At 47.8% G+C, this 24206-nt stretch carries 17 protein-coding genes; 12 read left to right on the plus strand and 5 right to left on the minus strand.

Annotated elements, in window-relative coordinates; genetic code table 11:
* Positions 1 to 84 precede the first annotated feature (84 nt).
* The 3 genes from BUC30_RS01125 to gmk all read left to right on the plus strand — a co-directional run bounded on the left by BUC30_RS01125 (position 85) and on the right by gmk (position 4388).
* Complete coding sequence (locus BUC30_RS01125) at positions 85 to 2646, plus strand: NPCBM/NEW2 domain-containing protein (RefSeq protein WP_073423145.1); 2562 nt, start codon at positions 85 to 87, stop codon at positions 2644 to 2646.
* 165 nt (positions 2647 to 2811) lie between these two features.
* Positions 2812 to 3723: a glycosyltransferase family 2 protein gene (locus BUC30_RS01130; protein WP_073423146.1), complete on the plus strand. Its 912-nt coding sequence runs from the start codon at positions 2812 to 2814 to the stop codon at positions 3721 to 3723.
* Positions 3724 to 3827: 104 nt separating this feature from the next.
* Positions 3828 to 4388 carry a guanylate kinase gene (gene gmk / locus BUC30_RS01135; RefSeq protein ID WP_012820245.1) on the plus strand — a complete coding sequence of 187 codons (561 nt, stop codon included), beginning with the start codon at positions 3828 to 3830 and terminating at the stop codon, positions 4386 to 4388.
* Between the two features lie 121 nt (positions 4389 to 4509).
* Here the strand turns inward: gmk and BUC30_RS01140 are convergent, their stop codons facing one another.
* Positions 4510 to 5472 carry a hypothetical protein gene (locus BUC30_RS01140; RefSeq protein WP_170861480.1) on the minus strand — a complete coding sequence of 321 codons (963 nt, stop codon included), beginning with the start codon at positions 5470 to 5472 and terminating at the stop codon, positions 4510 to 4512.
* Between the two features lie 169 nt (positions 5473 to 5641).
* Complete coding sequence (locus BUC30_RS01145; RefSeq protein WP_073423148.1) at positions 5642 to 8428, minus strand: TIGR02171 family lipoprotein; 2787 nt, start codon at positions 8426 to 8428, stop codon at positions 5642 to 5644.
* A 122-nt stretch (positions 8429 to 8550) separates the two neighbouring features.
* Here BUC30_RS01145 and BUC30_RS01150 point away from each other — a divergent pair, with 122 nt between their 5' ends.
* From BUC30_RS01150 to BUC30_RS01160, 3 genes are read left to right on the plus strand one after another with little or no spacing between them, the layout of a single operon-like run.
* Entirely contained in the window at positions 8551 to 9816 is a 1266-nt protein-coding gene (locus BUC30_RS01150; RefSeq protein WP_073423149.1) for a hypothetical protein, read from the plus strand.
* A gap of 25 nt (positions 9817 to 9841) precedes the next feature.
* Entirely contained in the window at positions 9842 to 10759 is a 918-nt protein-coding gene (locus BUC30_RS01155; protein WP_073423150.1) for a hypothetical protein, read from the plus strand.
* A 41-nt stretch (positions 10760 to 10800) separates the two neighbouring features.
* Positions 10801 to 11700 carry a DUF6544 family protein gene (locus BUC30_RS01160; RefSeq protein ID WP_244536419.1) on the plus strand — a complete coding sequence of 300 codons (900 nt, stop codon included), beginning with the start codon at positions 10801 to 10803 and terminating at the stop codon, positions 11698 to 11700.
* 182 nt (positions 11701 to 11882) lie between these two features.
* Here BUC30_RS01160 and priA read toward each other — a convergent pair whose 3' ends face one another.
* Complete coding sequence (gene priA, locus BUC30_RS01170; protein ID WP_244536420.1) at positions 11883 to 13937, minus strand: replication restart helicase PriA; 2055 nt, start codon at positions 13935 to 13937, stop codon at positions 11883 to 11885.
* A gap of 130 nt (positions 13938 to 14067) precedes the next feature.
* Here priA and BUC30_RS01175 point away from each other — a divergent pair, with 130 nt between their 5' ends.
* Both BUC30_RS01175 and BUC30_RS01180 read left to right on the plus strand, forming a co-directional pair.
* Positions 14068 to 16977: a DUF349 domain-containing protein gene (locus BUC30_RS01175; RefSeq protein ID WP_073423153.1), complete on the plus strand. Its 2910-nt coding sequence runs from the start codon at positions 14068 to 14070 to the stop codon at positions 16975 to 16977.
* Between the two features lie 63 nt (positions 16978 to 17040).
* Positions 17041 to 18003 (plus strand): L-threonylcarbamoyladenylate synthase, encoded by a 963-nt coding sequence (locus BUC30_RS01180; RefSeq protein ID WP_244536421.1) that lies wholly within the window; start codon positions 17041 to 17043, stop codon positions 18001 to 18003.
* A 92-nt stretch (positions 18004 to 18095) separates the two neighbouring features.
* On the opposite strand, the gene BUC30_RS01185 is transcribed toward BUC30_RS01180, so the two are convergent.
* Complete coding sequence (locus tag BUC30_RS01185; protein WP_244536422.1) at positions 18096 to 18824, minus strand: M15 family metallopeptidase; 729 nt, start codon at positions 18822 to 18824, stop codon at positions 18096 to 18098.
* Entirely contained in the window at positions 18825 to 21176 is a 2352-nt protein-coding gene (locus tag BUC30_RS01190; RefSeq protein ID WP_073423155.1) for a hypothetical protein, read from the minus strand. It lies immediately after the preceding gene.
* Between the two features lie 66 nt (positions 21177 to 21242).
* On the opposite strand from BUC30_RS01190, the gene BUC30_RS01195 reads away from it, so the two are divergent.
* The 4 genes from BUC30_RS01195 to BUC30_RS01205 all read left to right on the plus strand — a co-directional run bounded on the left by BUC30_RS01195 (position 21243) and on the right by BUC30_RS01205 (position 24203).
* The gene (locus BUC30_RS01195; RefSeq protein WP_073423156.1) at positions 21243 to 22040 is read left to right on the plus strand and encodes a nitrilase-related carbon-nitrogen hydrolase; all 798 of its coding nucleotides are present in this window, start codon (positions 21243 to 21245) and stop codon (positions 22038 to 22040) included.
* 231 nt (positions 22041 to 22271) lie between these two features.
* On the plus strand, positions 22272 to 22409 hold the full coding sequence (locus tag BUC30_RS15995; RefSeq protein WP_170861481.1) for a hypothetical protein: 138 nt from the start codon (positions 22272 to 22274) through the stop codon (positions 22407 to 22409).
* A 2-nt stretch (positions 22410 to 22411) separates the two neighbouring features.
* Positions 22412 to 22774, plus strand: coding sequence for a hypothetical protein (locus BUC30_RS01200; protein ID WP_073423157.1), 363 nt, complete (start codon positions 22412 to 22414; stop codon positions 22772 to 22774).
* A 244-nt stretch (positions 22775 to 23018) separates the two neighbouring features.
* Positions 23019 to 24203, plus strand: a complete 1185-nt coding sequence (locus tag BUC30_RS01205; protein ID WP_073423158.1) for a phosphotransferase — start codon at positions 23019 to 23021, stop codon at positions 24201 to 24203.
* Positions 24204 to 24206: the final 3 nt, after the last annotated feature.

The raw sequence follows: 24206 nt of genomic DNA on the forward strand, positions 1-24206 counted from the left end.
TTCGCAACAACCTAAAAAAATCCAAAAACGCCCCAAAAGAAGCAATTCCTGGAGCGCTTTTACGTGTTATCGAGAAGGAACCCAATGAATATTAAAGACGCTATCTTGAGATTATTCAAGAACTTAGCTCACCCCGCAGGCATTTTAGGCACCATCGTTGCCATAGCCATACCCTTCCTTATTTACCTCGCCCCAAACATCAAGCACAGGGAAACCATCCGCCAACTGGATATAAACCTCCCACTCCCACTTTTTGGGATCCAGTTCATTCTTGGAATCGTTATTTTCTGTTTTTTGAGTAAAGATTTTAGAGAATGGCTCAAGGGAATCCTCCCCGCAAAGTCCGTGAGCATCATGACTCTCGTATTCGCCGTCGCGGTTTCGATTTTTGCAGGCACCCAAATTGAAGCCCGGCACCGCGTCCAAAGTGACGAAAGCGTATTCATGTCGGTCGCCCAGAACATGTACTACAACCACGAATCCTACACCTGCAACCAGGGCGAATTCGACAACGGCACACTAAAATGCAAATCTACGTCCAACAGCTTTAAGACCAAAGGACTTTCGTTCCTTTATTACCTCGGCATGCCATTGTTCGGCAGCGATCTGCGCTGGATATTCACAGCCGAATTCGTGATGCTCCCGCTTTCGTTCCTACTCATGTTCCTTGCGATTGTCGCCTGGACAAGGCAACCCCTCCTTGCGTTTTTCGCCTCGCTCCTCATGGCTCTCCAACCGACAGTGCTGTTCCAGTTCCGCGCCATGTCCGTTGAACCGCTCTATATTTTCCTCTCCGCACTCGCATTGCTCGTCTTTAAATGGGCTTACGACAGGAACACCGTTTGGCACTGGACTCTCCTCGCCCTCATCCTAGCCTTCTTCGCCCAGACCCGCCAAGAAACCATCTTCTGCATCTTTGCATTCGTCCTCTTTGCACTTCCGAAGCTTCTCGACAAGAAAGACGAAAAAGCGCCTGTCTTCTTCGTGACCCTTTCGCTTTTCTCCGTACCCGCCCTCCTCACAATTAGCTACTTCCAGGGATTCGGTTTCCAGGGTGGTGAATTTGAAGCCCACGGTCACTTCTTCGAAGACCTCGCCAAGAACTGGGAAGTCATGACGAAACCGCTCAAGAGCAATGGAGAACTCGAAAATCCGTTCCTCAGCTACTTTAATTATTTGTTCGCCATCGGTAGCATTTACCTCCTCTTCCGCGCCATCAACGATGCCAGAAAGAGCAATTTCACATACCTCAAGATTCTCGCCTTTTTACTCCTCTACCACCTGCAAACATATGTGATTCTCGAAAACGTCTCTGGCGATTTCAGCATCGAAATCAACCAGCGCTATAGCCTCGTGATGTTACCGTCCATGGCATTTGTCGCAGCGCTCCCAGTCACGCACATGGTTCAGTATTTTACCACCCCGACAGGCAGCAAAAATCGGAACGGCAAAAATGCAATTATCGGGATGGTGATTGTGGCACTCGTCTTTACAGGTTGGACATTCCACTACAAGCAAGACTTTAAAAACAATATCATGTACAACCGCAACCACTTGACCATCGAAGAACATGAAATTCTCGGATGGCTCAAAGACTTACCGAAGGCAGACCGATTCTTTATTTACGGCCGTCCTTGGCACTTTGTGGGTTACGGCATGTCTTCCATCCACTACGACAACGCTCGCAAAATGTCGAACAGCGAAATGAAGGACTTGATTGACAAGTACAAGGGCGAAGTCTATTACATCCGCGGACTGGACTGCTGGGACAGCCACACGTACCACAAGAAAGCCGTGGAACACCGCATCGCCACGACCTGCGACGTGTTTGAACGCGAGATGGATTTGACAGGAGTCAAGAACATCTTGATTACGAACAACTACTGGGTCCAAATAGCGAAGTTCAATGGCCGCAAGAACTACAATCCAGGGAAAATTATCGCCACGAACGAATTGGAAGTCACTCCTGCCGATTCCGCTGCAGCACAGTCTGCATCACTCAAAATTCATTACGAGCTTAAAGAACAAAGTAAAGCCGCCGCGAATTGGAACATAACGCTATTGGTAAATGACAAAATTATCGAGCAAGCCATTTACAAATTCGGTTCGTACGATAAGGAAATCGATGTAGCCAAATTACAGCCGGGCTATAACCAGGTGCGTTTTTTGGTGCAGGACTTGGTTACCAAAAGCAAGCTCGCCGATGTTTCCAAATTCTACTTTGAAAAAGCTAACGGTGCAATCGCCCTCACGAACTACCCCATTGAAAGCCACAAACAGGAATGGGGCAAATTGCATAAGAACGAAAGCATAGAAGGAAACAAGCTCAACGTCAATGGACAAAGCTTTATTAATGGTCTTGGCACACATGCCTCTTCAACAACCGTTTTTGATATCGGACAAAAGTTCGCGAAACTCAACTTCGCGACAGGTCTTGATGATGAATCGCTTTGCAGCGAGGGCGCTGCTGTAGAAGTTTTCGGAGACGGCAAGTCGATTGCAAAAACACCTTTCTTTAGAAACGGCGAATTGCACAAAGTCGAGGCGAATGTCGCTGGTGTCCAAAAGCTCACCATCATGACCTTCCCAAAAGAGGGCATCAACTGCAGCCACGTAGACATCATCAACCCCGTACTTATACCTTAGTCATTAGTCAATAGTCATTGGTCATTAGTTTTATGTATGGCAGCAAAGCTATGATTATATTGCTAATGACTAATGACCAACTTACTAGAAGAATTTATATAAAAAATTCCTAGTAACTAATAACTACTAACTAGTAACTATTTTTTAAATTGCTATAATTGCACTATGCTTTTATCCGTAATTATACCTGTTTTTAATGAAGAAGAGATCGTTGCCGAAACCTACCGCGTCTTGGAGGAAGAGCTCAAGGATATCGAACACGAACTCATTTTCGTAAACGACGGTTCCAAGGACCGCACCCGAGAAATCGTGGAAGGCCTCCTCCCCGGGAACCCGAACAACAAAATCATCAACTTTAGCCGTAACTTCGGTCACCAGGCAGCATTCAGCGCAGGTCTCGACCACGCCCAGGGCGCAGCCGTCGTCATTATCGACGGCGACTTGCAAGACCCGCCAAGCCTTATCCACGAAATGCTCGAAAAGTGGCGTGAAGGCTATCAGGTCGTTTATGCCCAGCGCAACAAGCGCAAAGGCGAAACACTCTTCAAGCGTTTCACGGCATTCTGCTTCTACCGTTTGATTGGCAAGCTCACGAGCATTGATATTCCGCCTGACACCGGCGACTTCAGACTCATGGACCGCTGCGTGGTAGACCAGCTCAAGAACCTTCCGGAACGCAGCCGCTTCTTGCGCGGGCTCGTATGCTGGGTCGGCTTCAAGAAGATTGGCATCAAGTATGACCGCGCCGAACGCACCGCAGGCACTTCGAAGTATCCGCTCAAGAAGATGTTGCGCCTCGCGTTCGACGGCATCACAGGCTTCAGCTCGGCTCCGCTCAAGATTAGCTTCTACATGGGCTTCATTGCAACAATCGTTGGCTTTGCGCTCCTCGTCTGGTCGATTCTCGAAAAGTTCCTCTCCCCTGCGACAACGGTTCCGGGCTGGGCATCGCTCATGACCGCCATCGTGTTCTTCGCAGGCGTGCAGCTTTTGACCATCGGCATTCTCGGCGAATACATCGGCCGAATCTACGACGAAGTCAAGCAGCGCCCGCTGTACATCGAAGACAAGAAATAGACGAGCGAGTTGTTAGTCTTTGGTTATTAGCTATATTTGGCGCATATAGAGCCTAGTTAAAGCTAATGGCTATTGACTAACAACTATTGACCATTGACTAAAAAATGAAAAACAAGCTTTTCGTTATGAGTGCCGCCAGTGGCGCGGGCAAGACCACCCTCAAGGATCTTGTCATCAAGGATTTCCCGGACATCAAGTATTCCATTTCGGCTACAACGCGCAAGCCGCGTGAAGGCGAAATCGACGGAGTCCACTACTTCTTCAAGACCAAGGAAGAATTCGAGCAGATGATCAAGGACGACGCTTTGGTCGAATACAACCTGGTTCACGGTAACTACTACGGAACGCCCAAGAGCTTTGTCGAGAAAACACTCGCCGAAGGAAACCGCGTGTTGTTTGACCTTGACGTTTTCGGTAAGGTCAACTTCGACAAGGTCTACCCTGACGCAACAGGCATTTTCATTTTGCCGCCAAGCGACGAAGAACTCGAACGCCGTCTCCGTGGTCGTGGCACCGACAGCGAAGAAGTCATCCAGCTCCGCCTTGCAAACGCGAAGAAAGAAATCGAATTTGCAAAGACTAAGGGCAAGTACGAATACACCATCGTGAACGATGATCTTCAGAAAGCCGCTGACGAACTCCGCGCTATTTTGAGCCAGAAGTAAATTGCTTGCTGGTCATTAGTCATTGGTCATTAGTCATTGGCCATGATCCTACTTCGAATTCGCATTTGATAAAATTCCCGCCCCATCGTTTACCGAGAGGCGGGAATTTTTGTGTGAGGTGTTATGTGTGAATTCTTACGACAATGGAATTTTCAAAGAAGCTCGGATCCGCCCCCAAACGCCACAGCTTAGAGCCGTAAGCAAACAAGCCTGGACGAGCCTTGCGCAAAATCGCCGCCCCCGTCGCACGCAGATACCCCGCCTTGCTCTTTGACGTCACCCCTTTGAGCCTTGCCACCAAATCATCAATACTCACACTAATGGCATTATGATCATGCGGGTTATACGGTTCAGCCTGCACCTTGGTCGCAAGCGATGCGAAAAATTCCTGACATTTCAAGCCAACTGCAGCAGCATCTTCAAAAAATCGGAACGCCGTCGCTCTTTTAACAACCGATTCGAACTTTTCGATGCCTGCAATCCAGGGATGGTTCGTTGCACCCACAAGCCCAATCGTAAAGTCAAACGATTCCGTTTCGCGGAAATAGCGGATGAACATTTCCTCCGGCGTTTCCTTTTCAGGATTCGGCTTGAGAACTCCTTTTGCAGCCTCTAGGAGAATCGCCGCAACATTCGTTTCGCCCGTAGAAATCGGAGCATTTGCCTTGTAAATCTGCGCAAAGTCAGAATCGCCGCGGAAACCGCCATAGACATACGCAAACAGAGCCTCAGCCGCAACAGGTTTTATGAGATGCACCACCAGTGGCAAAAAGTTCGCAAACACCGCAGCACGGCGACGCAAAAGTTCCGCAACAAGCAGTCCATCATGTTCATCAACAGCCAGCAGCAGCGCGCCCACATGCAGCAAGAACGAATATTGCCCGACATCTAAATTTTTGACATCGTTTGGCAAATAAACATTGATCGTCGCTTGCAAAACCTTTGGCAAGTACATGTACCAAGAAGGCGTGAAATAAGCACTCCCGTCAACACACTGCATCTGCGAAAGTTCCTCATCTGTCGCAGACGCTCCATCGACAAGATCAAGAATCCCGGTTGCGCTCCGCGAGAAACCGTAAAACATTATATCCCGATCTGTCTCTATCTTGATATAAAATATTTCATTTGCCATTGCAGGCCTCCTTTCTGAAGGTTACAAGACAAATATACGTTTAAAGAATGTCATATAATGACATTCTAAACTTTTACAAAAAATCTTCAATATTTTTAATAAGTAATCTTTGCGATTCTTTTTAAAACTTAATATCTAGCGTGTGAACCAAAGAATCTAAACGATGAGTCAGCTGTTGGGTACCATAATCCGAAATATGACTATTGTCATACCCCATGATGTCCGTGTAATCATGGTTTCCCATTTTATTTTCATCAACTAATATAAAATTCGAATAAACTTTACTCAAATCTGATATTTCCTGGATAAGAGCAGGCGCTTCACTTCGACGAAGTCCCGTATAACCATAAGCCCCCGTATCCTTGTATCTTGGATTCTGTGGAAACAAAACGCCTATAACAAAAATATCATTCTCTTTGCAAATTTGTAAAAGGCGTTCTAACAGTCCAAAATTCATTCTGTAAATATCTGATTTTTCATCCATCCAACAAGAATCTTCTCTAACCCAAACTGACGTTGTCGCCCAGGATGAACCAAATAAGGAATAATAACCCAGATCCTCTCGCATCTTATGCTCCAATACAGAATCACCACCAGCGCTTTCATACGTAGCCTGATAAAGTCCTTCGGGGTACCCGTCTTTCCAGAAATTGTGGTTTTCGTCATAAACGTAACCAGGATAAGATTTATAAGTCTTGTAGAAGATATTTTCGGAGTCTTGCCCCGTAAGGTACCCACGATCAATGTCGATGGAGGTGATGACGAGCTTAATATTTTTCATATGGGGCAATATGTAATTTTCAAAAAGGGACATATTCCCATAGATAGTGGCTGCGGGAACCGCCATATTGACGACCTTCATTTTTTCATCAAAGAGTCTTGGATTAACACCGTGATAAGCTCGAGAAGATCCAAGAATGACGGTTTTGGCAGAATCCTTATAATGCCATAAAAGTTCCATTTTGTAGCGGAAAATTGCAGCACGTGGGCAAGCACCAAAATTGTTATAATACACTCCAGCACTATCTAAATTGAGTACAAAAGTTTCTTCTGTTGAAGAAACTTTGCGTTTTACCCATAAAGTCGGATGCCAAAGTTCTTCGCCTTCAGCCAATTCAACGATACTTTCGTTAGCAAGGTTCGCAAGGACAATTTTTGTATGCGCGCCGTTTACATTGGCAAGGGTCGCTACAATGTTAGAAGTTTTACCATCACTCACCCATTCGCTGTGATCAAACGTGTAACCAGATGTCGCCTTAATACTCTTTATTAATTTACCCGTACTATCAGCGATAAGTAAACGTTGGTGTGTGGAATAATTTTCGTTAGCAAACGTTCTACCAGTATTTCCGCCAAAATCCAGAAACACAACGCGTTTGCTGCCATCTTGCGCTAGAGAAACATTACATGCCTGCTCACCATTATACCAAACCGTATCACGAGCTTTATCTAAGACTGTAGAACCGGATTTAGCCATGCGTGCGCGCAACAGGCGAGCCCCACTCACAGCAAGCGAATAGTCTTCGCTAATACCACCGTGGTATGCACCATCAAAAAGTTTTTCAGGAACGCCGAATTTGCCGTTTGCAAACTTGACCTGCCAAGTAGAGGCTTTTTTGAAAGTCAATTCATCTTTGTTATCGCCCGCATCTGTAACATAAACAATGACAGTATCTCCGTTTTCGAGGATTCGCCACCGAGGAATAGCGGCACTTGCGACATCCAGTTTTACAAGGTTCGTTCCTTTTTCATTCAAATCACGCACGTAAAGACGAGAATCACCACCGAGCCCTTCAAACTTGGTACAAAACGCCACCTTTTTCCCATCAGGCGAAATATCAGGATGGTAAACTTCCATAGAATCGCTAATTTCCGTTACGGTCAGAATAACGTCTTTATAATTTATGTAAGCCAGGTTTCCGCTAATGTCATCGCGGAAAGCAAGTATCATATCATTGGTTCCAGTGAAACGTTTCAATGTCGATGCACTTACAATCGGGGAAACAATACTTGATTGCGCATTTCCACTAACGCTTAGCCACGTCGGCGCAGGAATCGAGCCCAAAGCAAGTCTGAAACCGATATGTTTAGCCCTAGAGGAAGAAACTACCGTATAGTCATCTCCACGCGAAACGACATTCATGTTTGATGCACGATCCGAATAATAGCCACCTTTCAAGATGCGTTCACCGACATTGCCATCGCCAGCACTTCCCACAAAATTCACAATAGTTGTGTCACGTAATTTTCCAGCCCAGTCATTGACCCATTCCTTTACATTGCCTGCTAAATCGCAGAAACCAAGCGTGTCTTTTTCTACAGTACAGACTTGGTGCACTTTAAAATCGGCGTTATCGGCATTCCAACTGTTTCGCGATGGGTTCCACCCACGAGAAGCGGCATAGACCCATTCCGATTCTGTAGGCAAGCGGTAGGCATTTACTTCTGGATGGAAAGCAAAGCCATCTAAATTTGTACAATGACCATCGCTGTCAAAAATAGCCTTGCTATATGTATAAGCCGTATCGTAGTTTTCCAATTTACTCTTCGCATTCGCAAACAAAACGGCATCGTAATAAGTCACATTGGATAAAGGATATCTACCATCTTCGCATTTACCAAAATCATTGAGATTTCCATTTTTTGCTGCATTCTGGTAATCATCGCAAGTTACCTCATGAACATCCATATAAAAATCATAATCCAACAACACGTTCATTGCAGGACGTTCATTCTCTCTATAACTAGAATCATTGCTACCTAAAGTAAGCGATCCTCCATGAACAAGAATCATCCCATCCACTTTTTTTGAGGAACTGCAGGGAGCACTATCTACAAAACTAGGGGAACTATCACTACAAGCCGCCAAATAACAAAAAAACAAAAAAGCCAAACATACCTTTTTCATAAACCCCTCTTGATAACTCTAGACACTCTTAATATACCATATTTTAGCACAACAGATGGAAAACCGGATGTTGAAGTTGAAAAAAATCGCTATAATTTTTATGACATTCAAAAAATAGACAAATGAAAAAATACGAGCTTGATACAGTAGGACAAATCTATGGGGCTATCCACTCCAAAACGTGGAGTCCCATATTCAGATTGCAGGCAACGCTACACGACGTTGTCTCCCCTGACTTGCTACAGCAAGCGGCAGATGAACTCAGAATCCGATTTCCCTACATATTTGTTGCCCTAAAGAAAGGTACCTGTTCCTACTACTTAGAAGAGAACGACGAGCCCTTAAAAATTACGCCCGATAACGAAGGCGTCCTCACCTATTACGGAAAGGAAGAGGCTTCGCACCATTGTTTTCGCATCCTCTACGGTGAAAAACATATCGCCCTCGAGGTTCTACACTCGCTAACGGATGGTCATGGAGCAAGCGTTATCTTGCTCACGCTTTTGCACCGCTATCTGGAACTGAAACACGGTTTGCCAGGTATTCCTGCAAATTTTCAGCACAACCTAGTCTATTCATTTAACGGCAAGCCACTAAAAGAAGAAACGGAAAACGCCTTTGCAAAGAATGCAGGCAAGAATCCCGTCGATTTAAAGGAACCCAAATCATACGAATTGCATGGCACCCGCCTAGCTAGCGGTCAAAAATTATTCACGATTGCTATCATCGATACGGACGCGCTCATTGCCAAAGCACATAGCTATGGAACTACGGTCACAACGCTCCTTTCTGCAGTTATGGCTGAAGTGATCAACGGCATGCAAAACAAGGAGCAGAAAAAGCAACCCATTGCCATCGGCATTCCGGTCAATGTTAGGGAAATTCTTGCAAGCAAAACCATGCGCAATTATTCCGTGCAAAAGAGCATTACTCTTCTTCCCGAGCAATTGGACCTCAGCCTACAGCAAAAGTGCAATCTGATGGGGCAACAGCTTAAAGATTTTTTGCAAGACAAGGATTTAGTGCGGAATATGACCGCTGCCTACGTAGCGCCATTGGAGAATCCGCTGGTAAAATATATGCCGTGCATTATTAAGGACAGGATTATCAGCTACCTGTACTCAAGAGAAGCAGACGCTGTTATAAGCATTGTTATTTCAAACCTTGGCGATACAAATCTTCCAGACGAAATGCGTCCCTTCATAGATCGTCTATACTTTATTTTAGGAACGGAAAAAACGATTCCCAACACCTGCAGTATCATCAGCGTGAACGGCAAAGCGTTCATTAATTTTTCACGAAACATCCAAGAAACTGCTATTGAAAACGAATTCTTCCGCCGGCTACAGGAACTTGGGTTGAATGTCGAAGTAGAGCATTTGAAATAACAACACCCCACACCATAGCGTGAAAATGAAAATCTACTACCACCTCCCCGGGCTATTTGAATTTTACGAGCTGTACAAAGCGTTCTTGCCACTTTGGCGTGAGCACCGGGAATATTTTTACGACTGGTGCGAAATCGGCTCCATTTACGGAGCACCGAACGATTGCATTTGGGGCGGTGGGCGCGTAGGCCTCGGGGAAGCAGAACCACGGAAAGTAGCTGAACTCATGAAAGAATATGAGATTTCGGCGAGGCTCACTTTCAGCAATTCATTGATTCGCGAAGAACACTTCGCCGATGCCCGATGCAACAAGTTGTGCAAAATGTTCGAAAACGGCGCAGTTTCCAGCGCTGGCGAGATGCGCGCAGTTCAAAATGGAATCATCGTTCATTCCGACCTGTTGCTAAATTACATCAAAGCAAAGTATCCCGACTTTTATTTCGTATCCTCGACCACAAAAGTCATCACCGATTTTGAGCAATTCAAAGCAGAGCTAGACCGCGAAGAATTCCGCTATGTCGTTCCTGATTTCAGGCTCAACAAGCAATTCGAGAAACTGAATACGCTCACAGATGCGCAAAAGCAAAAGGTCGAATTTCTTTGCAATGAATGTTGTTGGTTCGGTTGCTATGACCGCAAAAAATGCTATGAGAACGTGAGCCAGAAAAGTCTCGGTGAAAACAGCGAAGACCACATCTGCGTCTCGCCCACAGCCCAAAGGGGCTACCGTTTCTCCGATGCAATGAAGAATCCCGGCTTTATTGGAATCGAGGACATTCAAAACATCTACGCCCCCGCAGGATTCCAACACTTTAAAATCGAGGGTCGCAGTCTCGGTAGCGCCCTCATTTTGGAATTTCTACTTTATTACATGACAAAGCCCGAGCACCAACTCAAAATCCGCGAAGAAATTTATCTGGACAGTACGTTGGATTTATTTTAACACTCCTAACAGAAATTTTAAACGACGAAAGACGCACAAAAATGAAGCTTGCAAAGAAAAAATTCATGACCATCTTGATTATCATAGTCTCCCTCATTTTGCTTTTGGCAATTTGGTTCAACATTCCCTATTCGTCCGTCAAAACGCAGTTTCAGAACGATGTTGAAGCAAGGTTGCAAAGAGCCGTGACTCACACAAACGTAGACACCGACAGTTCCGTCGCACCCGCCGGAACGCTTAATTCCGCGAGTATCGCAAGCCTCCCACCCCTCATTCAAAAATATCTCGAAACAAGCGGTTACATCGGCAGCGAAAGGCGCACGCACTTAACCATGGAATACAAAGATGTCGATTTCGGCATGGGCGTAAACAAGCCGCGAATCAAAATCGATTACACGCATGTGGACTTTACCGATTCGCCGGACAGGCTCGCCTTTATCGACAGCAAAATATTCGGCATCCCATTCCAGGGCTACGATTACTACATGAACGGCAAAGGAGGCATGAAGGGCGTCCTCGCGAAACTCATCACGCTATTCGACCAGACTGGCCCCGCAATGGACAAGGCCTGCCTCATCACCTATCTCGCCGAAGCATTCTTTTTGCCCGAAGCACTCCTAAAAGATTTCATCACGTTCAAGCAAATTGATGACCACACCGTCGAAGCCTCAATTACAAACAAAGGCGTAACTGCAACCGGAATTTTCCATTTCAACGACGCTTACGAAATGACCTCGTTTACCACAAATGATCGTGGTCAAATATCATCCGACGGAACCATCGAATACACCCCGTGGGAAGCGCAATGCGAAAACTACAAAACCTATTCCGATGGCATCAAGCGCCCCACCGTTTTCCGCGCCGTATGGAAAAATAAAGACAGCGACTTCGTCTATTTTGACGGTAAAATCAGCAAAGTGAACGGAGCAATTAGCCACTAATGACTCTTCTTTTAGGCATCCTTTTCTTAGCACTTTTCATAAGCGCCATTGTCCGCGGCAAGTTTACGTACGGTCAAGCCGATTACGATTTTCATGAGCACCCGGTGCAATTTATCTTCGTCGTTGTTTTTATTCTAGGGATGTCTGTGCTCTGTTTTTACAGATTCATTATTGATTTATAATCAATCCAATTCGACTTTAATATCTACGCCCGCTACCCAAGCCTTAGGCGCATTCAAAATGGGAGCAAGCACCTTGCGCACAGCCGCAAGGTTTTGCGTTTTAATATAGAGTTTCACCCAGAACACATTTTGCACCTTAGGAACAAACGCATCTACAGGTCCAAGCACCGTCATCGAAGATTCTTTGCGTAAAATGTTTTCAAGGCGGTTTACCGTATCGCGAAGCAAGTTTTCATCACGCGAGCCGCAACTGATTTCAACGAGCTTGCAAAACGGCGGATAAAAAGCCATCTGGCGATTCGAAGATTCAGTTTCGGCAAAGCCATCAAAATCATGGCGAATGGCGTACTGCATTACAGGTTCGGTCGGATTAAGCGTCTGGATAAACACGCGGCCACCGCCACCTGCACGCCCCGCACGTCCCGCCGTTTGGCTCAACAGCTGATACAAGCGTTCCGTCGAGCGGAAATCAGGAATGCCAAGTCCCGAATCAGCACCGACAATTCCCACAAGTTTCACACCCGGGAAATCGTGACCTTTTGCGACCATCTGCGTTCCAAGCAAAATATTGTATTCACGATTCCTGAACGATGTCAAGATTTTTTCGACAGCGCCCACGTTCTGCGTTGTATCGCGATCCATGCGAATCACTTTCGCATCCGCCACCCATTCATGGATTTCTTCTTCGAGCTTTTCAATCGCGCCACCAACAAATTCATATGTTTCGGCACCGCATGTCGGGCACGGCGTATCGACCGGATAAAGCGCAGCACAGTAATGGCACATCAGCGCATTGTACTGTTTATGATAAACTAGTGGAATATGACAATGCTTGCAGTAAAGCGTTTCACCACATTCAGAACAAACTCTAATCTTAGAGTAACCGCGACGATTCATGAGGATAATCGCTTGGTCACCACCTGCAATGCAATCCGAAAGCGCTTCGCGCAATGCAGGAGACATGAGCACGCCTTTTTGCTGGCGCACCTTGCCCATATCAATCACTTTCACTTCAGGGAGCGGAGCCGCAGTCGCACGGTTCTTGAGCGTCAACAGTTTGAGGTTCCCTGCCTTTGCATTGCGGAATGTTTCAAGGCAAGGCGTTGCAGAGCCAAGCACCACAAGCGCTCCGTACTTTTGCGCCAAGTGGAAAGCCAAATCACGCGTATGGTAACGCGGAGCCGGATCCTGTTGCTTAAACGAGGAATCATGTTCTTCGTCCAAAATAACAACATCAAAATCAAACGGCGAAAGAATGGCGCTGCGCGTCCCAAGCACCACTTTTGCAGAGCCATCTAGCACAGCCAAATAACCCGCACGTTTTTGCGGAGCCGAGAGCGCCGAATGCAATACAACAACAGGCACCTTCAAATAATCTTCAAAACGCGATGCCGTCTGCGGAGTAAGCCCAATTTCTGGCACGAGAATGAGCACACGCTTATTGCGCTTAAGCGCTTCGCGCACCAATTCCTGATAAACTCTCGTTTTGCCACTGCCGGTCACACCATGCAGGAGCGTTCCACGAAAACCATCCTTATCCAAATCTTCAACAAGACTGGCAAGTGCAGTCTCTTGTTCGCCTGTCAAGGGGGGCAGGTCCGAACAAACCTCCATTTCGGGTCCATTTGATAGAGCCTCGCCCCGAGGTTCAGATTTTTCGGCCAGCAAGGCATCGAGAAACTTGTCAAAATCAGCAGGCCAAAAGACATTCAGAGTGCGCATGGGCGAACTTATATAATACTTAGACACCCACTCCAGCGATTCCATATAACGTTCAGAAAACACATACCCCGACTCATGCGGACACGCATACCGAACGTCAAATGACGGTTTATCGCTATGGACACGGCTCACCAAGGCAAGCGTAGGCTTACGGCGGGCAAGCTGCACCCAAACGACACTCCCCCGCTGAATATCCGCTCCTTCCGGCACCCCGTAAGTAAAAACCGATGGGGACAACGGGATGTAAACCTCGCAAAAACGCGACAGAAGCGCCGAATTACAGCGTTCCTTGACCATCTCCGGAGCAGACGTTTTGGGAATTCTTTTTGCCACGCGGCAAAGATAGTATTGTTACAAGCTTAAATGGGCATAAATTCGCACTGTTTTTCCTGACTATAATATTTTTTTAGTTAGATTATGCTATACGGAGCTGAGGAAGCCCCGCCTACCTATTGGAGATATTATGAGCATTTTTGACGCATTTAAACCGAAATGGCAAAATTCCAACCCCGCAAAGCGCATCGAAGCAATTGCAGACTTGGATGAACTCACTAGTCAAGATATTGTCGAACGAGTGGCCCTTTCTGATGATAATGTCGAAGTGCGAATGGCTGCAGTTAAGAAACTTGCAATTATTAAGACACTTCAGGATATTTCGACAAAAGACAGCGATGCCGGCGTACGCCGTTTGGCAGAATCGAGAGCTTTCGAAGAAATCGTCAAAAAGCTGAAAAACTTTAAAGAATCCGCTCTGAATAGCGAAGTCCTCGGTTACATCGAAGCCATCAAGGACACGCGCTATACCGAAGATGTCCTCAAGGCAACAGACAACGTAACTTTGAAGAGAGAACTTGTCAAGCAGTGCAGCAAGCAGTCCTTGCTCGCCCAGATCGCTACCCGCGATTCCAGCGAAGAAATCGCACTGCAAGCCGCAGACCGCGTCACGTCTGAATCATTGCAGGCAGACCTCATCAAGAGCTCCAAGCACACGTCCGTCCGTAAGAAGATTTCGGACAAAGTTCGTGCAAAGAAGGAAGCCGAAGACAACGGCAGAAAGGCAGCCGAACTCTTGCAGAGCAAGCGCGAAGCCCTCATCAAGCAGGCTCACTTCCTCGCCGCCCAAAAGGACGCTTTTGCCACCAAGCCGCAGTTTGACGACTTGATGAACGAAGCAAATGCTCTCGGCATGGGCGAATCTGCAGCAACGCTCAATGAAATTTACGAAAGCTTCAACAAGTTCTACGACGAAGCAAACGCCGCAAAGAAGGCTGCAGAAAATGCCGAAGCCGAAAAGCAGGCAAAGATTGCACGCCTCACGGAATCGCTCACGGAACTCGAAGGATTGCTCGAAGCAGGCACGACCGAAGAAAACGCAGACCGCGTGAATACAATCATCCAGGAATGGAACGAAGGCAAGTCCGTCATGGACGCCGCCTTGATCAAGCGCTTCAACAACGCCTACTTCAAGTCCCAAGAAGCAAAGAAGATTGAAATTCCGACCGCAGAATCTGAAAACGCAAGCGAAGAAGAAATAGCCATCCGCAAGAGCCTTCTCGAACGTCTCCAGGCACTTTCTGAAACGGAAATCGATGAAAACACGGGCAAGCACTTGCATGCCATCGTTCGCGAATGGGAAAAGCTAGCCCTCCTCGAAGGCGACGATCCGATTCTCCAGGCATACAATGCTCTCCGCACCAAGCTGAGCGAACTCATCAGCGCATTCAACGAAAAGACCCAGAAGGTCATCGAAGAAAATTCCAAGAAGCTCCGCGGCCTCATCGAACGCATCCAGAACATCGATGAAAACCAGGAATTCCGCGAAATTCACAAAATTCTCCGCGACACTTATCAGGAATGGAAGGAAATCGTTGGCGAACAGAAGTTCAAGTACCACGATCTCTGGCAGGAATACAAGATTGCCACCTCCCGTTTCCAGGAAATGCAGCAGTGGGAAAACTGGCACAACGAAAAGGACCGTGACACCATCATCGAAGAAATGGACGCGCTCTCCAAGGAAACTCCTAGCCAGGCTGTGCTTGCCAAGTTCCGCGAACTCTGCGGCAAATGGCGTGAAATCGGCCCGATTTCTGCAGCCAAGTTCCAAGACTACCGCGACCGCTTCCAGGCTCTCGTAGACAAGGTCAAGGAAAACTGCGCACCGTTCATCGAAGAACAGAACGCCGAACGCCAAAAGAACCTCGTCGACAAGGAAGCCCTCTGCCAGAAGGTCGAAGACCTCGTTGCTAACGCTGAAATTTTCTGGAAGGACAAGTTCAAGGCAGTGCAGGAAATCCAGGAAAACTGGAAGAACATCGGCATGGTCCCGAAGGAAGCTTTTGCAGCCCTCAACAAGCGTTTCAAGGACGCCGTGAACGCCTTCTATGCCCAGCACAAAGAAAATGTGAAGCGCGAAGATGACAGCCGCGAAGCTAACTACGAAAAGAAGGTTGCTCTCTGCATGGAAGCCGAAGCCATCAAGGATTCGACAGACTGGAACGCCACCTCCACCAAGCTCAAGCAGTTGCAGGACGCATGGAAGGCAACAGGCCCAGTGCCGAAGAGCAAGTCCGACGAAATTTGGACACGCTTCCGCACCGCTTGCGATTCCTTCTTTGAAAAGAAGCGCAGCCACTTTGAAGAAATGGACGCCGCCAAGCAGAAAAACCTCGAACAGAAGCAGGCCCTCTGCGAAAAGCTCGAAGCTCTCGACATCGCCAACATCACTCCAGAAGTCATCGAAGCTTACAAGGCCATCGATGCTGAATGGAAGACGATTGGCATGGTCCCGAAGGACGCTGTAGAATCCATCAACGAACGCTTCATCGCAATCGTCAATAAGATTGTCGCCAAGATGGCTGAATCTGACCCGGAACTCCAGGCCAAGATTGCAGACATCAAGAAGAAGAAGCAGGAAATGATCGAAAAGGTCCGCCAGTTTGCCGAAAGCGCAGGCTCCAACCAGCTCGCCGATGCCGTTCGCGACATTCAGAAGGAATGGGTCACGCTCGGTTCTTGCGGTAACGACGACGATGAACTCCGCAAGGCATTCCGCGATGTCTGCGATGATTTCTTTACCCGCCGCCGCGACCAGCTCGACATTCAGGAACAGGCTCGTCAGAACAACCTCCAGAAGAAGATTCTCCTCTGCGAACAGGCCGAAGACTTGCTCACCGACTTGAACGATCAGACGGTCGTTGCCTCGATGAACAAGGTCAAGCATTTCCGCCGCTTGTGGAAGGAAGTCGGTGCCGTTCCTCGTGAACACTCCGAAAAGATCTGGAAGCGCTTCAATTCTGCTTGCGACCAGGTGTTCGCCTTCGGCCGCAAGGACGAAAAGAAGGAAGAAGCTCCGGCAGCAACAACTGAAGCTTAAGCGAAAAACATATAAGCAAAAAAGAGGATGGCAGAAAAGCCATCCTTTTTCTATTTTTGGGTCATGAAATTTCCGCCATGGACAAGTGTAAGCGAAGCGGCCCGCCTCCTCAAGGAAGGCGAAGTCGTCGCCATCCCGACAGAAACGGTTTACGGCCTCGCCGGTAACGCATTCGAGCCCAAAGCTCTCGCCAAGATTTTCGCAGCCAAAGAACGCCCGACGTTCGACCCGCTGATTGTCCATATCGCAGATATTGCACAGCTCACCGACATCGCCAAGGACATCCCTGATAGCGCCTACAAGCTCGCCGAAGCCTATTGGCCGGGCCCGATGACTATCATCCTCCCCAAGAAGGACTGCATCCCCGACCTTTGTACAAGCGCCCTCCCCTCCGTGGCCGTGCGCTTCCCAAGCCATCCGATTGCGCAGGCAATCATCAAGGAATCAGGGCTCCCGCTTGCCGCCCCGAGCGCAAATCTCTTTAAGCATGTAAGCCCGACAACGGCAGAACACGTAGCAGCACAGCTCTCCGACCGCATCGCAGGAATTGTCGATGGCGGCCCCTGCTCCGTTGGCGTCGAAAGTTCCATCATCTCGCTCGTCGGTGAACCGACCGTGATGCGTCCAGGCGCCATCACACCCGAGATGTTCAAAGCCATCCTCGGTGAAGTGAAAATCAAGGAATCTACATCTAAGCCGGGCCAGCCGATGCTCGCTCCTGGCCAATGCGATACACATTACCGCCCGCAAGTCCCGCTTTACTACGGCGAAGTTCCGGCAGGCTACACGCTCCCCGAGCATACCGTTCGCATTGCATTCGGCACTCAAACAGGTCCAATTCCTGCTACAGTAAACTTGTCAGCTACAGGCGACATGGTCGAAGCAACATCCAAGCTTTACGCATTCATGCACGACCTCGACGACCCCAAATACGACCTGATTCTCGTAGACCCCATCCCGAACACAGGCGTTGGCATGGCGCTCAACGACCGCTTGAAACGCGCAAGCATCAAGTCCTTACCGTAAATACGAGATTATAGTTACTAGTTAGTAGTCATTGGTCATTAGAAAATCTTGACATAAAATTTTCTAGAAACTCGTAACTTAGAGCATTTAACTTACATCGGGAACAGCGGGTAGTGTTCCTTGGTATAGGCGCGCGTGAATGCATTAAAATGCCACCATTCGCTAGGGAGCATCACCCACCCCGCACGCTTCATGATATTGCGGAGCAAGTTGCGGTTATCGATTTGCTGTTGCGTGAGGCGCCCGGACTTTAAAGCATCAGCCTCACCCACTGCACCCGCACAACGTTCAAACGAATCAAAGTCGGCTCCCATATCAAGCAAATTGCCAGTGCTATCGGCAATTCCCAAATCAAGCGCAAGCCCGTAATTGTGGAGCCCACCCGTCTTGCCCGACGAAACGAAATGGCTGTAAGGCGTTCCCGCCACAGATTGTTTCAGAACCGATTGCGCATACATCGGGCGCGCCGCATCAAAAATCACAAGCGTATATCCCGGCAATTCCTTGGCGATAATCGAAAGCGCTCGTTTCAGCTTTGGCAAGCCATCCTTATGGATAAACGCACGCTGGATACCGCAATACATATCGTGACCAGTCACGTTGTTAAACGTGGCATAGCGCAGGTCCATGCGGAGCCCGCGCATATACGTAATTTCGACCAAATTAGAATCGTGGCTTGCGTAATCCACCCATTGCTTTGCCGAAGAGCAATAACGCAAAGGTTTCGCGGGCTTCGGCGGCACAAACAAGCTATCCGTTACATGCGCAAACGAGGAAACCGCGAAAAACGCAATTACCAAAAGAATAGATAGCTTCGTCAATTACAACCCTAACTGAACTTCTACGCCAAACTGGAAGTAAAGGCCCATGCCCTTTGCAATAAACGGCACGAGGTCATAGCCATTGGCAGTATTCTTGTCGTTATCACGAGCGACCCAAGAACGTTCTCGAGCATTCTCGGAACCGAGGAACTTCAACGCAGCCACATCGAGCTTCGAGAAAATATTATCCAGTTCAAGGTAGAATCTAGCATTCCTGAAGAAACCCTTTGTTTTTGTCAAGTCGAGATTCACACGCAAATCCGTTCTGTACAAGTCAGCGAATTCGTGATAATCCTTAAGTTCACGCGTGCCATTCTTATCATTTGTTGCAGGCTTAATCGCATAATAGTAAAGCGGTCTATGCCATGCCGCATGGTGCGTCAAAATCACAGACACAATCGAATCCTTGCGCGGATAATATCTGAGATGCGTCACCACATCCAAACGGGAGTTCGCTTCCCACGGCAAAGACTTTCCGCCCTTCAGTTCGTATTCACCGTACACAGAACTTGCATTCATCGCGAGCGAGAAGTGATGAGAAGTCTTCCATTCCAAAGATCCCGAAGCGCCAGAAACCCAAGCGTAATCAACCGGAGTCACATCATTGTAATTAGCAAAAGCCTTCGGCAACGGGAGGAGCGGATCAAAGTAGAAACGGCCAAAGCCCGAGAGCTGAGCCACCAAGTACTTGGAGCGGTAGCCAAAGCCAAACTTGAGCGACGTTCCCGATTCCAAACGACCGGTCAAATCGCCATTGTCAAAGTAATGCTTCCAGTCTGCACGGTAAGCGGCATTGCCAAAGAGTCTCCAGTAAGCAGAGTCTGTTTTAGACAAATTGCGTTCCATATCGAAAGAAGCTGTCGGCAAAGCCTTGTGGTCCGCAGCATCCGCCACAGCTCCCACAGAAAGCATGTGTTCCGAATAATTATCCTTCCAGTCAAGAGTCACTGCACCCGACAGAACGCCCGTCTGGTAATCGCTACTTTCTTCACCACCAGGAACCGGGAAACTGCGTTCAACCATGTGGTGTTCATAGAGAACAGCGCCACGCAAGTCCGCACCAAAGATGTCAGCATTAAATCTCTTATCCGCACCAGCACTGAGCGTCGTATGCGTTTGGCTGTAACCGTCAATAAAAGTTCTTGCCGATTCATCGGAAAGCTTGCCCGAACGGAATCCCGTCGTATCACGCAACGTATCGCTCAAGCTCTCGCGGACAAGCCCCGCATGGAAGCTCGCGCCAAACTTAGAAGCGTATTCAGCACCAAGCACCAAATACTTTTGACTACCCTCGATAATATCAATCGAATTGATGGCACCATAAGTAGACGATGTATCCTGACTGATCTTGTATTCATCAGAGCTGTACAACGCTCTCAAAGCCCAAGTCTTATTTCCGAGAGAATCGGAACCGTTCAACTGTGCATAAACATCAAATGCCGTAAGATCAAACGGATCCGAAGACTTCACCTTGCAGTCGCCAGAGCAATCGTCATCACGCTTGCGGAATTCCGTAAAGAACTTTTCGCCCAAATTTTTGAGCATCTCGCCATCCAGGCGGCGGAAAGCAAAGCGGAAGCTATCCCAGATAAAAAACGGTGCATCAAGCACAACTTCCTGGAGTGTAAGACCGGCAGAGCCTCTCAGCCCCCATTCGCCACTCGTCTGTTCCGGAATGTACTGGATTGAAGTTGCCAAGCCTTGCCCAAGAGGTCCTTGTCCGTAATGGTCATGAACCTCGATACCGCTTAACGTGTGCGGGTTCACGATAGACAAGTTGCCCGGAAAGCCAACATCCAAATGACGCATGTTCGGGATGCGGAGGCGGCCCAAATGGTAGGCAACGTCGCTTGCACGAGAACCTTCATAATAAAGAGCGCTGCTAAAATCTTTCTGACCCGAAATACCAGGCATCTGGCTCAAGTGCTCCGTCAAGTCAAAACGCATTCCCGCCGCATCTTCAAGCTTTTCAAGTTTTACCGTTCGTTCAACTTCCCACTTGACCGGTTCACCATCGCCAATAATCGTGCTCGAACCAAGATTCGTGACATTCGTACTGAGCGTAATGACCATGTCCATCAAGTCGGCATAGTCCTGCAAATCCACAAAGACGCTATCGAAGCCCTCTTTCTTGAACACAAGCGAGGCATTCTTGGAATCCACGGTCAACTCAAAACGACCTCGGGAATCCGTCTCACCGATGCGCTTGCCGGACTGATACGTAATAGCCACATCCTTGACAGGCAAATCCGATTCTGCTTCAAGGACGACACCGATAACCGTTGTAGGCGAAGCCGCAAAGACCCCAACCACAATAAACAGGACAAAACTGAAAAATAAGCGGAAATTCATACTTTCAAAATAGATATTTTATGCAAGAAAAATTCATGTGGTTCCTCAACATCTTATATTATACGCATGCTTAAAGTTTATTTAGTCCAATTTGACAGCGCCAAAGGCAACAAAACCGAAAATCTCGCCCGTGCAAAGAAGATGATTTTCGATGCAACGCCCAATGAGGGGAGTCTCGTGCTCCTTCCCGAGATGTTCGCCACAGGGTATGTCCCCGCAGACCTCGACAATGCCGCCGAAGACTTCAGCTCGAATAGCACCGGTGAAACCGCACGCACGCTCTCCGAAATCGCAGACGAAACGAACTGCACCATCATGGGAGCAGGCATCACCCGCGCAAGCCACGGATTTTATAACCACGTAAGCATCTACAATCCACACGAAGCCCAGGAATTCCGCGGGTACAACAAGATGAACTTGTTCTTTCCCGAGAAAGAACGCTTTAAAGCGGGCGAGAAAGTTAATTTATTTAAGTTCAATAATTGGACCATAGCTTCGTTTATCTGCTACGACTTGCGGTTCCCCGAAATCTTCCGCGAAGCGACCAAAAAAGGGGCAAACCTCATCACGATCCAGGCAGCGTGGCCCGCCAAAAGACGAGCCCACTGGGAGACGCTCCTCAGAGCACGCGCCATCGAAGACCAAGTCTATATCGCCGCCGTGAACGCCGTCAGCGAAAACCCCAACCAAAAGCTCCCGCTTGCAGGCACATCTCTCATCATTTCGCCGAACGGAGACATTCTCGCCGAAGGCCCAACTCAAAACGAAGTCGTCATTTATGCCGAACTGGACCTCCAAGCTGAACGTGATTATCGTAAATCCTTCCCCGTTCTCGAAGGCATCGTCCCTCCAGAATTTTTATAGAACTGGCGCAAATCATAGACGAATCCGTAAGAATCAAGTGAACTGAATCACACCATAAAGGGATGTGGCTCAAAGATTCTTGGACAATCAGTCAAGCCCAATCCATTGACTATCAATGTGTTACAGAACACGTTTTTTATATATTTGCCGAAAAATTTTCTTTCCGGTATTGACATTTTTACCACAGAAAGATTATTTTTATATTACGTCTTTTAAGAAAAGAGGCTTAATATGGCAACAACAAGAAAAATTGACGAAGCAAAAGAGCTCATCAAAGCAGGGCTCAAACGCGAGCTGATTTTAAAAATCACCTCTATTTCGGAACACGAGTACAGCCTTCTCCAGCGTGAACTCCTCGCAACGGCATAGGCTTGCAGCTCATTCTGAACATACCCGCCCAACAAGCAACCGACGGAGCTTCTCGTAAGGCCGCCGTTATTGCTTGTTATAAAGACGGGAGCCTCTTGCTCGATGCGAGGGACAACCTCAAGCCCGCAAGATTTACCATGCATCCGTCCGACAATTTTCCATGGACGGAATTCATCGAAAAACTGCTTGCCGCATGGCAGCTCTGCGATTACAGCGATGTTCCAGAAGCGTTCAAGCCCATCAAGCAGATTCCCGCCTTCGTAATCGAAGGTCTACCGCGCGAACCCGTGCCACAGCAACTCAAGGTACTAGCCTCGTTACGCTCACAAGGCTATTTCGCAACGCTTCAGAATCCAGGGAAATAATTTAGGGCAAATAAAAAAGAAAGTGCCCTCTCCTAATCCGTATCGACCAAACATCGACCATAATCGAAGACACTTTCTTTGTTTTTCCAAGGAGAATCCACCCTTCCATCTCCTACGTTTTATATTATACATTATTTTGGTCAAATAGATTATTATTAAAAAAATATTTTCTAATCAAAAATTATATATTCAAAAAAAACGTGTAGGGAGATTCCCGCCTTCGCGGGAATGACAAGTTTATATTATGAACCTTATCAAGTATTTTAGCAAGCAACGTTGGTTCATGGGAAAAAACAGAACCATCTTACGCGCTGACACGCTCGACTCCACAGAAGCCGGCAACACGCGCATCAGGCTTATCAAGGTTTCGTTTGACGATGGCGAAAGCGATATTTACACTGTCATCGATGACGAAAATGCGGTCGGTAAAATTCTCGAAGACGCATTCCTCGATGGCTCTCAGCAGTCTGTTTTCGCAGGCGACTCCGGATTTTTCTCGTTTAGAATTACATCGCCATTTTCTAGAGCGGCGCTCACGAGTATCAAGCCCGTTTCGAAGGAACAGAGCAATTCAGCATTTTGCGCTCCCGGCAAGTTTTTCTTCAAGCTATACCGCAGGCTAGAACCGGGGCTGCATCCCGAAGCCGAAATTCTAGAAGCGATGAACAAGGCAGACAGCAGCCGCGTTCCAAGACTTTACGCCGTCTGCAATTACAAGGCCAAAGGCGGTGAAATTTACACGTGGGGAATCCTCGAAGAGCATTTCCCGAACGCACTTGACGCCTGGAGCGAATTCTGCAATAACATGAATAGCACGGACGCTTTCCAGCTCGGGATGTCCACCGCGCAGATGCACGAAAGCCTCAAGCGATTAAGCGGTCCCAAGTACAGTGGCATCGAGCCACCTTTCGACCGATTGGCACAACTTTTGAAGAACTCCACGGATACCGAGTACGTTCCGAAATTGCGCGAAAAGCTCCCGGAACTGCGCATCCGCTACAGCGACTTGCTCCGCGAAACGTTCAGCGATAAGACCATCAAAAAGCAACGCATCCACGGGGATTACCATCTTGGGCAAGTGCTGATTACGCAAAGTGCAAACGGCACCAAGCATTTCGAGATTATAGACTTTGAAGGGGAACCCACGCGTAGCCTCGACTACAGACGCACCATCCGCTCCCCCGCTGTCGATATCGCCGGAATGCTGCGCAGCTTTGCTTACGCAGGCGCCGTTGCCAAGACCGACCCGACCGAAGCACAAAAATCTTTTATCACAGGATATTCCAAAGTCTCCGGGATTTCCACCGAAGAAATCGAAAAGGAATCCAAACCTTACATTCTCGCAAAAGCCATCTACGAAGCATGCTACGAGCTAGAATTCCGCCCCGACTGGTTCTGGATCCCCGCCAAAGCATTGCTAGAGTTATAAGAA

The organism is Fibrobacter sp. UWB7 (assembly GCF_900142945.1).
Lineage (GTDB): Bacteria > Fibrobacterota > Fibrobacteria > Fibrobacterales > Fibrobacteraceae > Fibrobacter.

Coding starts and splice junctions, on each gene's coding strand:
- BUC30_RS01125 (WP_073423145.1), top strand. CDS start 85: ATGAATATTAAAGACGCTATCTTGAGATTATTCAAGAACTTAGCTCAC.
- BUC30_RS01130 (WP_073423146.1), top strand. CDS start 2,812: ATGCTTTTATCCGTAATTATACCTGTTTTTAATGAAGAAGAGATCGTT.
- gmk (WP_012820245.1), top strand. CDS start 3,828: ATGAAAAACAAGCTTTTCGTTATGAGTGCCGCCAGTGGCGCGGGCAAG.
- BUC30_RS01140 (WP_170861480.1), bottom strand. CDS start 5,472: ATGTTTTACGGTTTCTCGCGGAGCGCAACCGGGATTCTTGATCTTGTC.
- BUC30_RS01145 (WP_073423148.1), bottom strand. CDS start 8,428: ATGAAAAAGGTATGTTTGGCTTTTTTGTTTTTTTGTTATTTGGCGGCT.
- BUC30_RS01150 (WP_073423149.1), top strand. CDS start 8,551: ATGAAAAAATACGAGCTTGATACAGTAGGACAAATCTATGGGGCTATC.
- BUC30_RS01155 (WP_073423150.1), top strand. CDS start 9,842: ATGAAAATCTACTACCACCTCCCCGGGCTATTTGAATTTTACGAGCTG.
- BUC30_RS01160 (WP_244536419.1), top strand. CDS start 10,801: ATGAAGCTTGCAAAGAAAAAATTCATGACCATCTTGATTATCATAGTC.
- BUC30_RS01175 (WP_073423153.1), top strand. CDS start 14,068: ATGAGCATTTTTGACGCATTTAAACCGAAATGGCAAAATTCCAACCCC.
- BUC30_RS01180 (WP_244536421.1), top strand. CDS start 17,041: ATGAAATTTCCGCCATGGACAAGTGTAAGCGAAGCGGCCCGCCTCCTC.
- BUC30_RS01190 (WP_073423155.1), bottom strand. CDS start 21,176: ATGAATTTCCGCTTATTTTTCAGTTTTGTCCTGTTTATTGTGGTTGGG.
- BUC30_RS01195 (WP_073423156.1), top strand. CDS start 21,243: ATGCTTAAAGTTTATTTAGTCCAATTTGACAGCGCCAAAGGCAACAAA.
- BUC30_RS15995 (WP_170861481.1), top strand. CDS start 22,272: ATGGCAACAACAAGAAAAATTGACGAAGCAAAAGAGCTCATCAAAGCA.
- BUC30_RS01205 (WP_073423158.1), top strand. CDS start 23,019: ATGAACCTTATCAAGTATTTTAGCAAGCAACGTTGGTTCATGGGAAAA.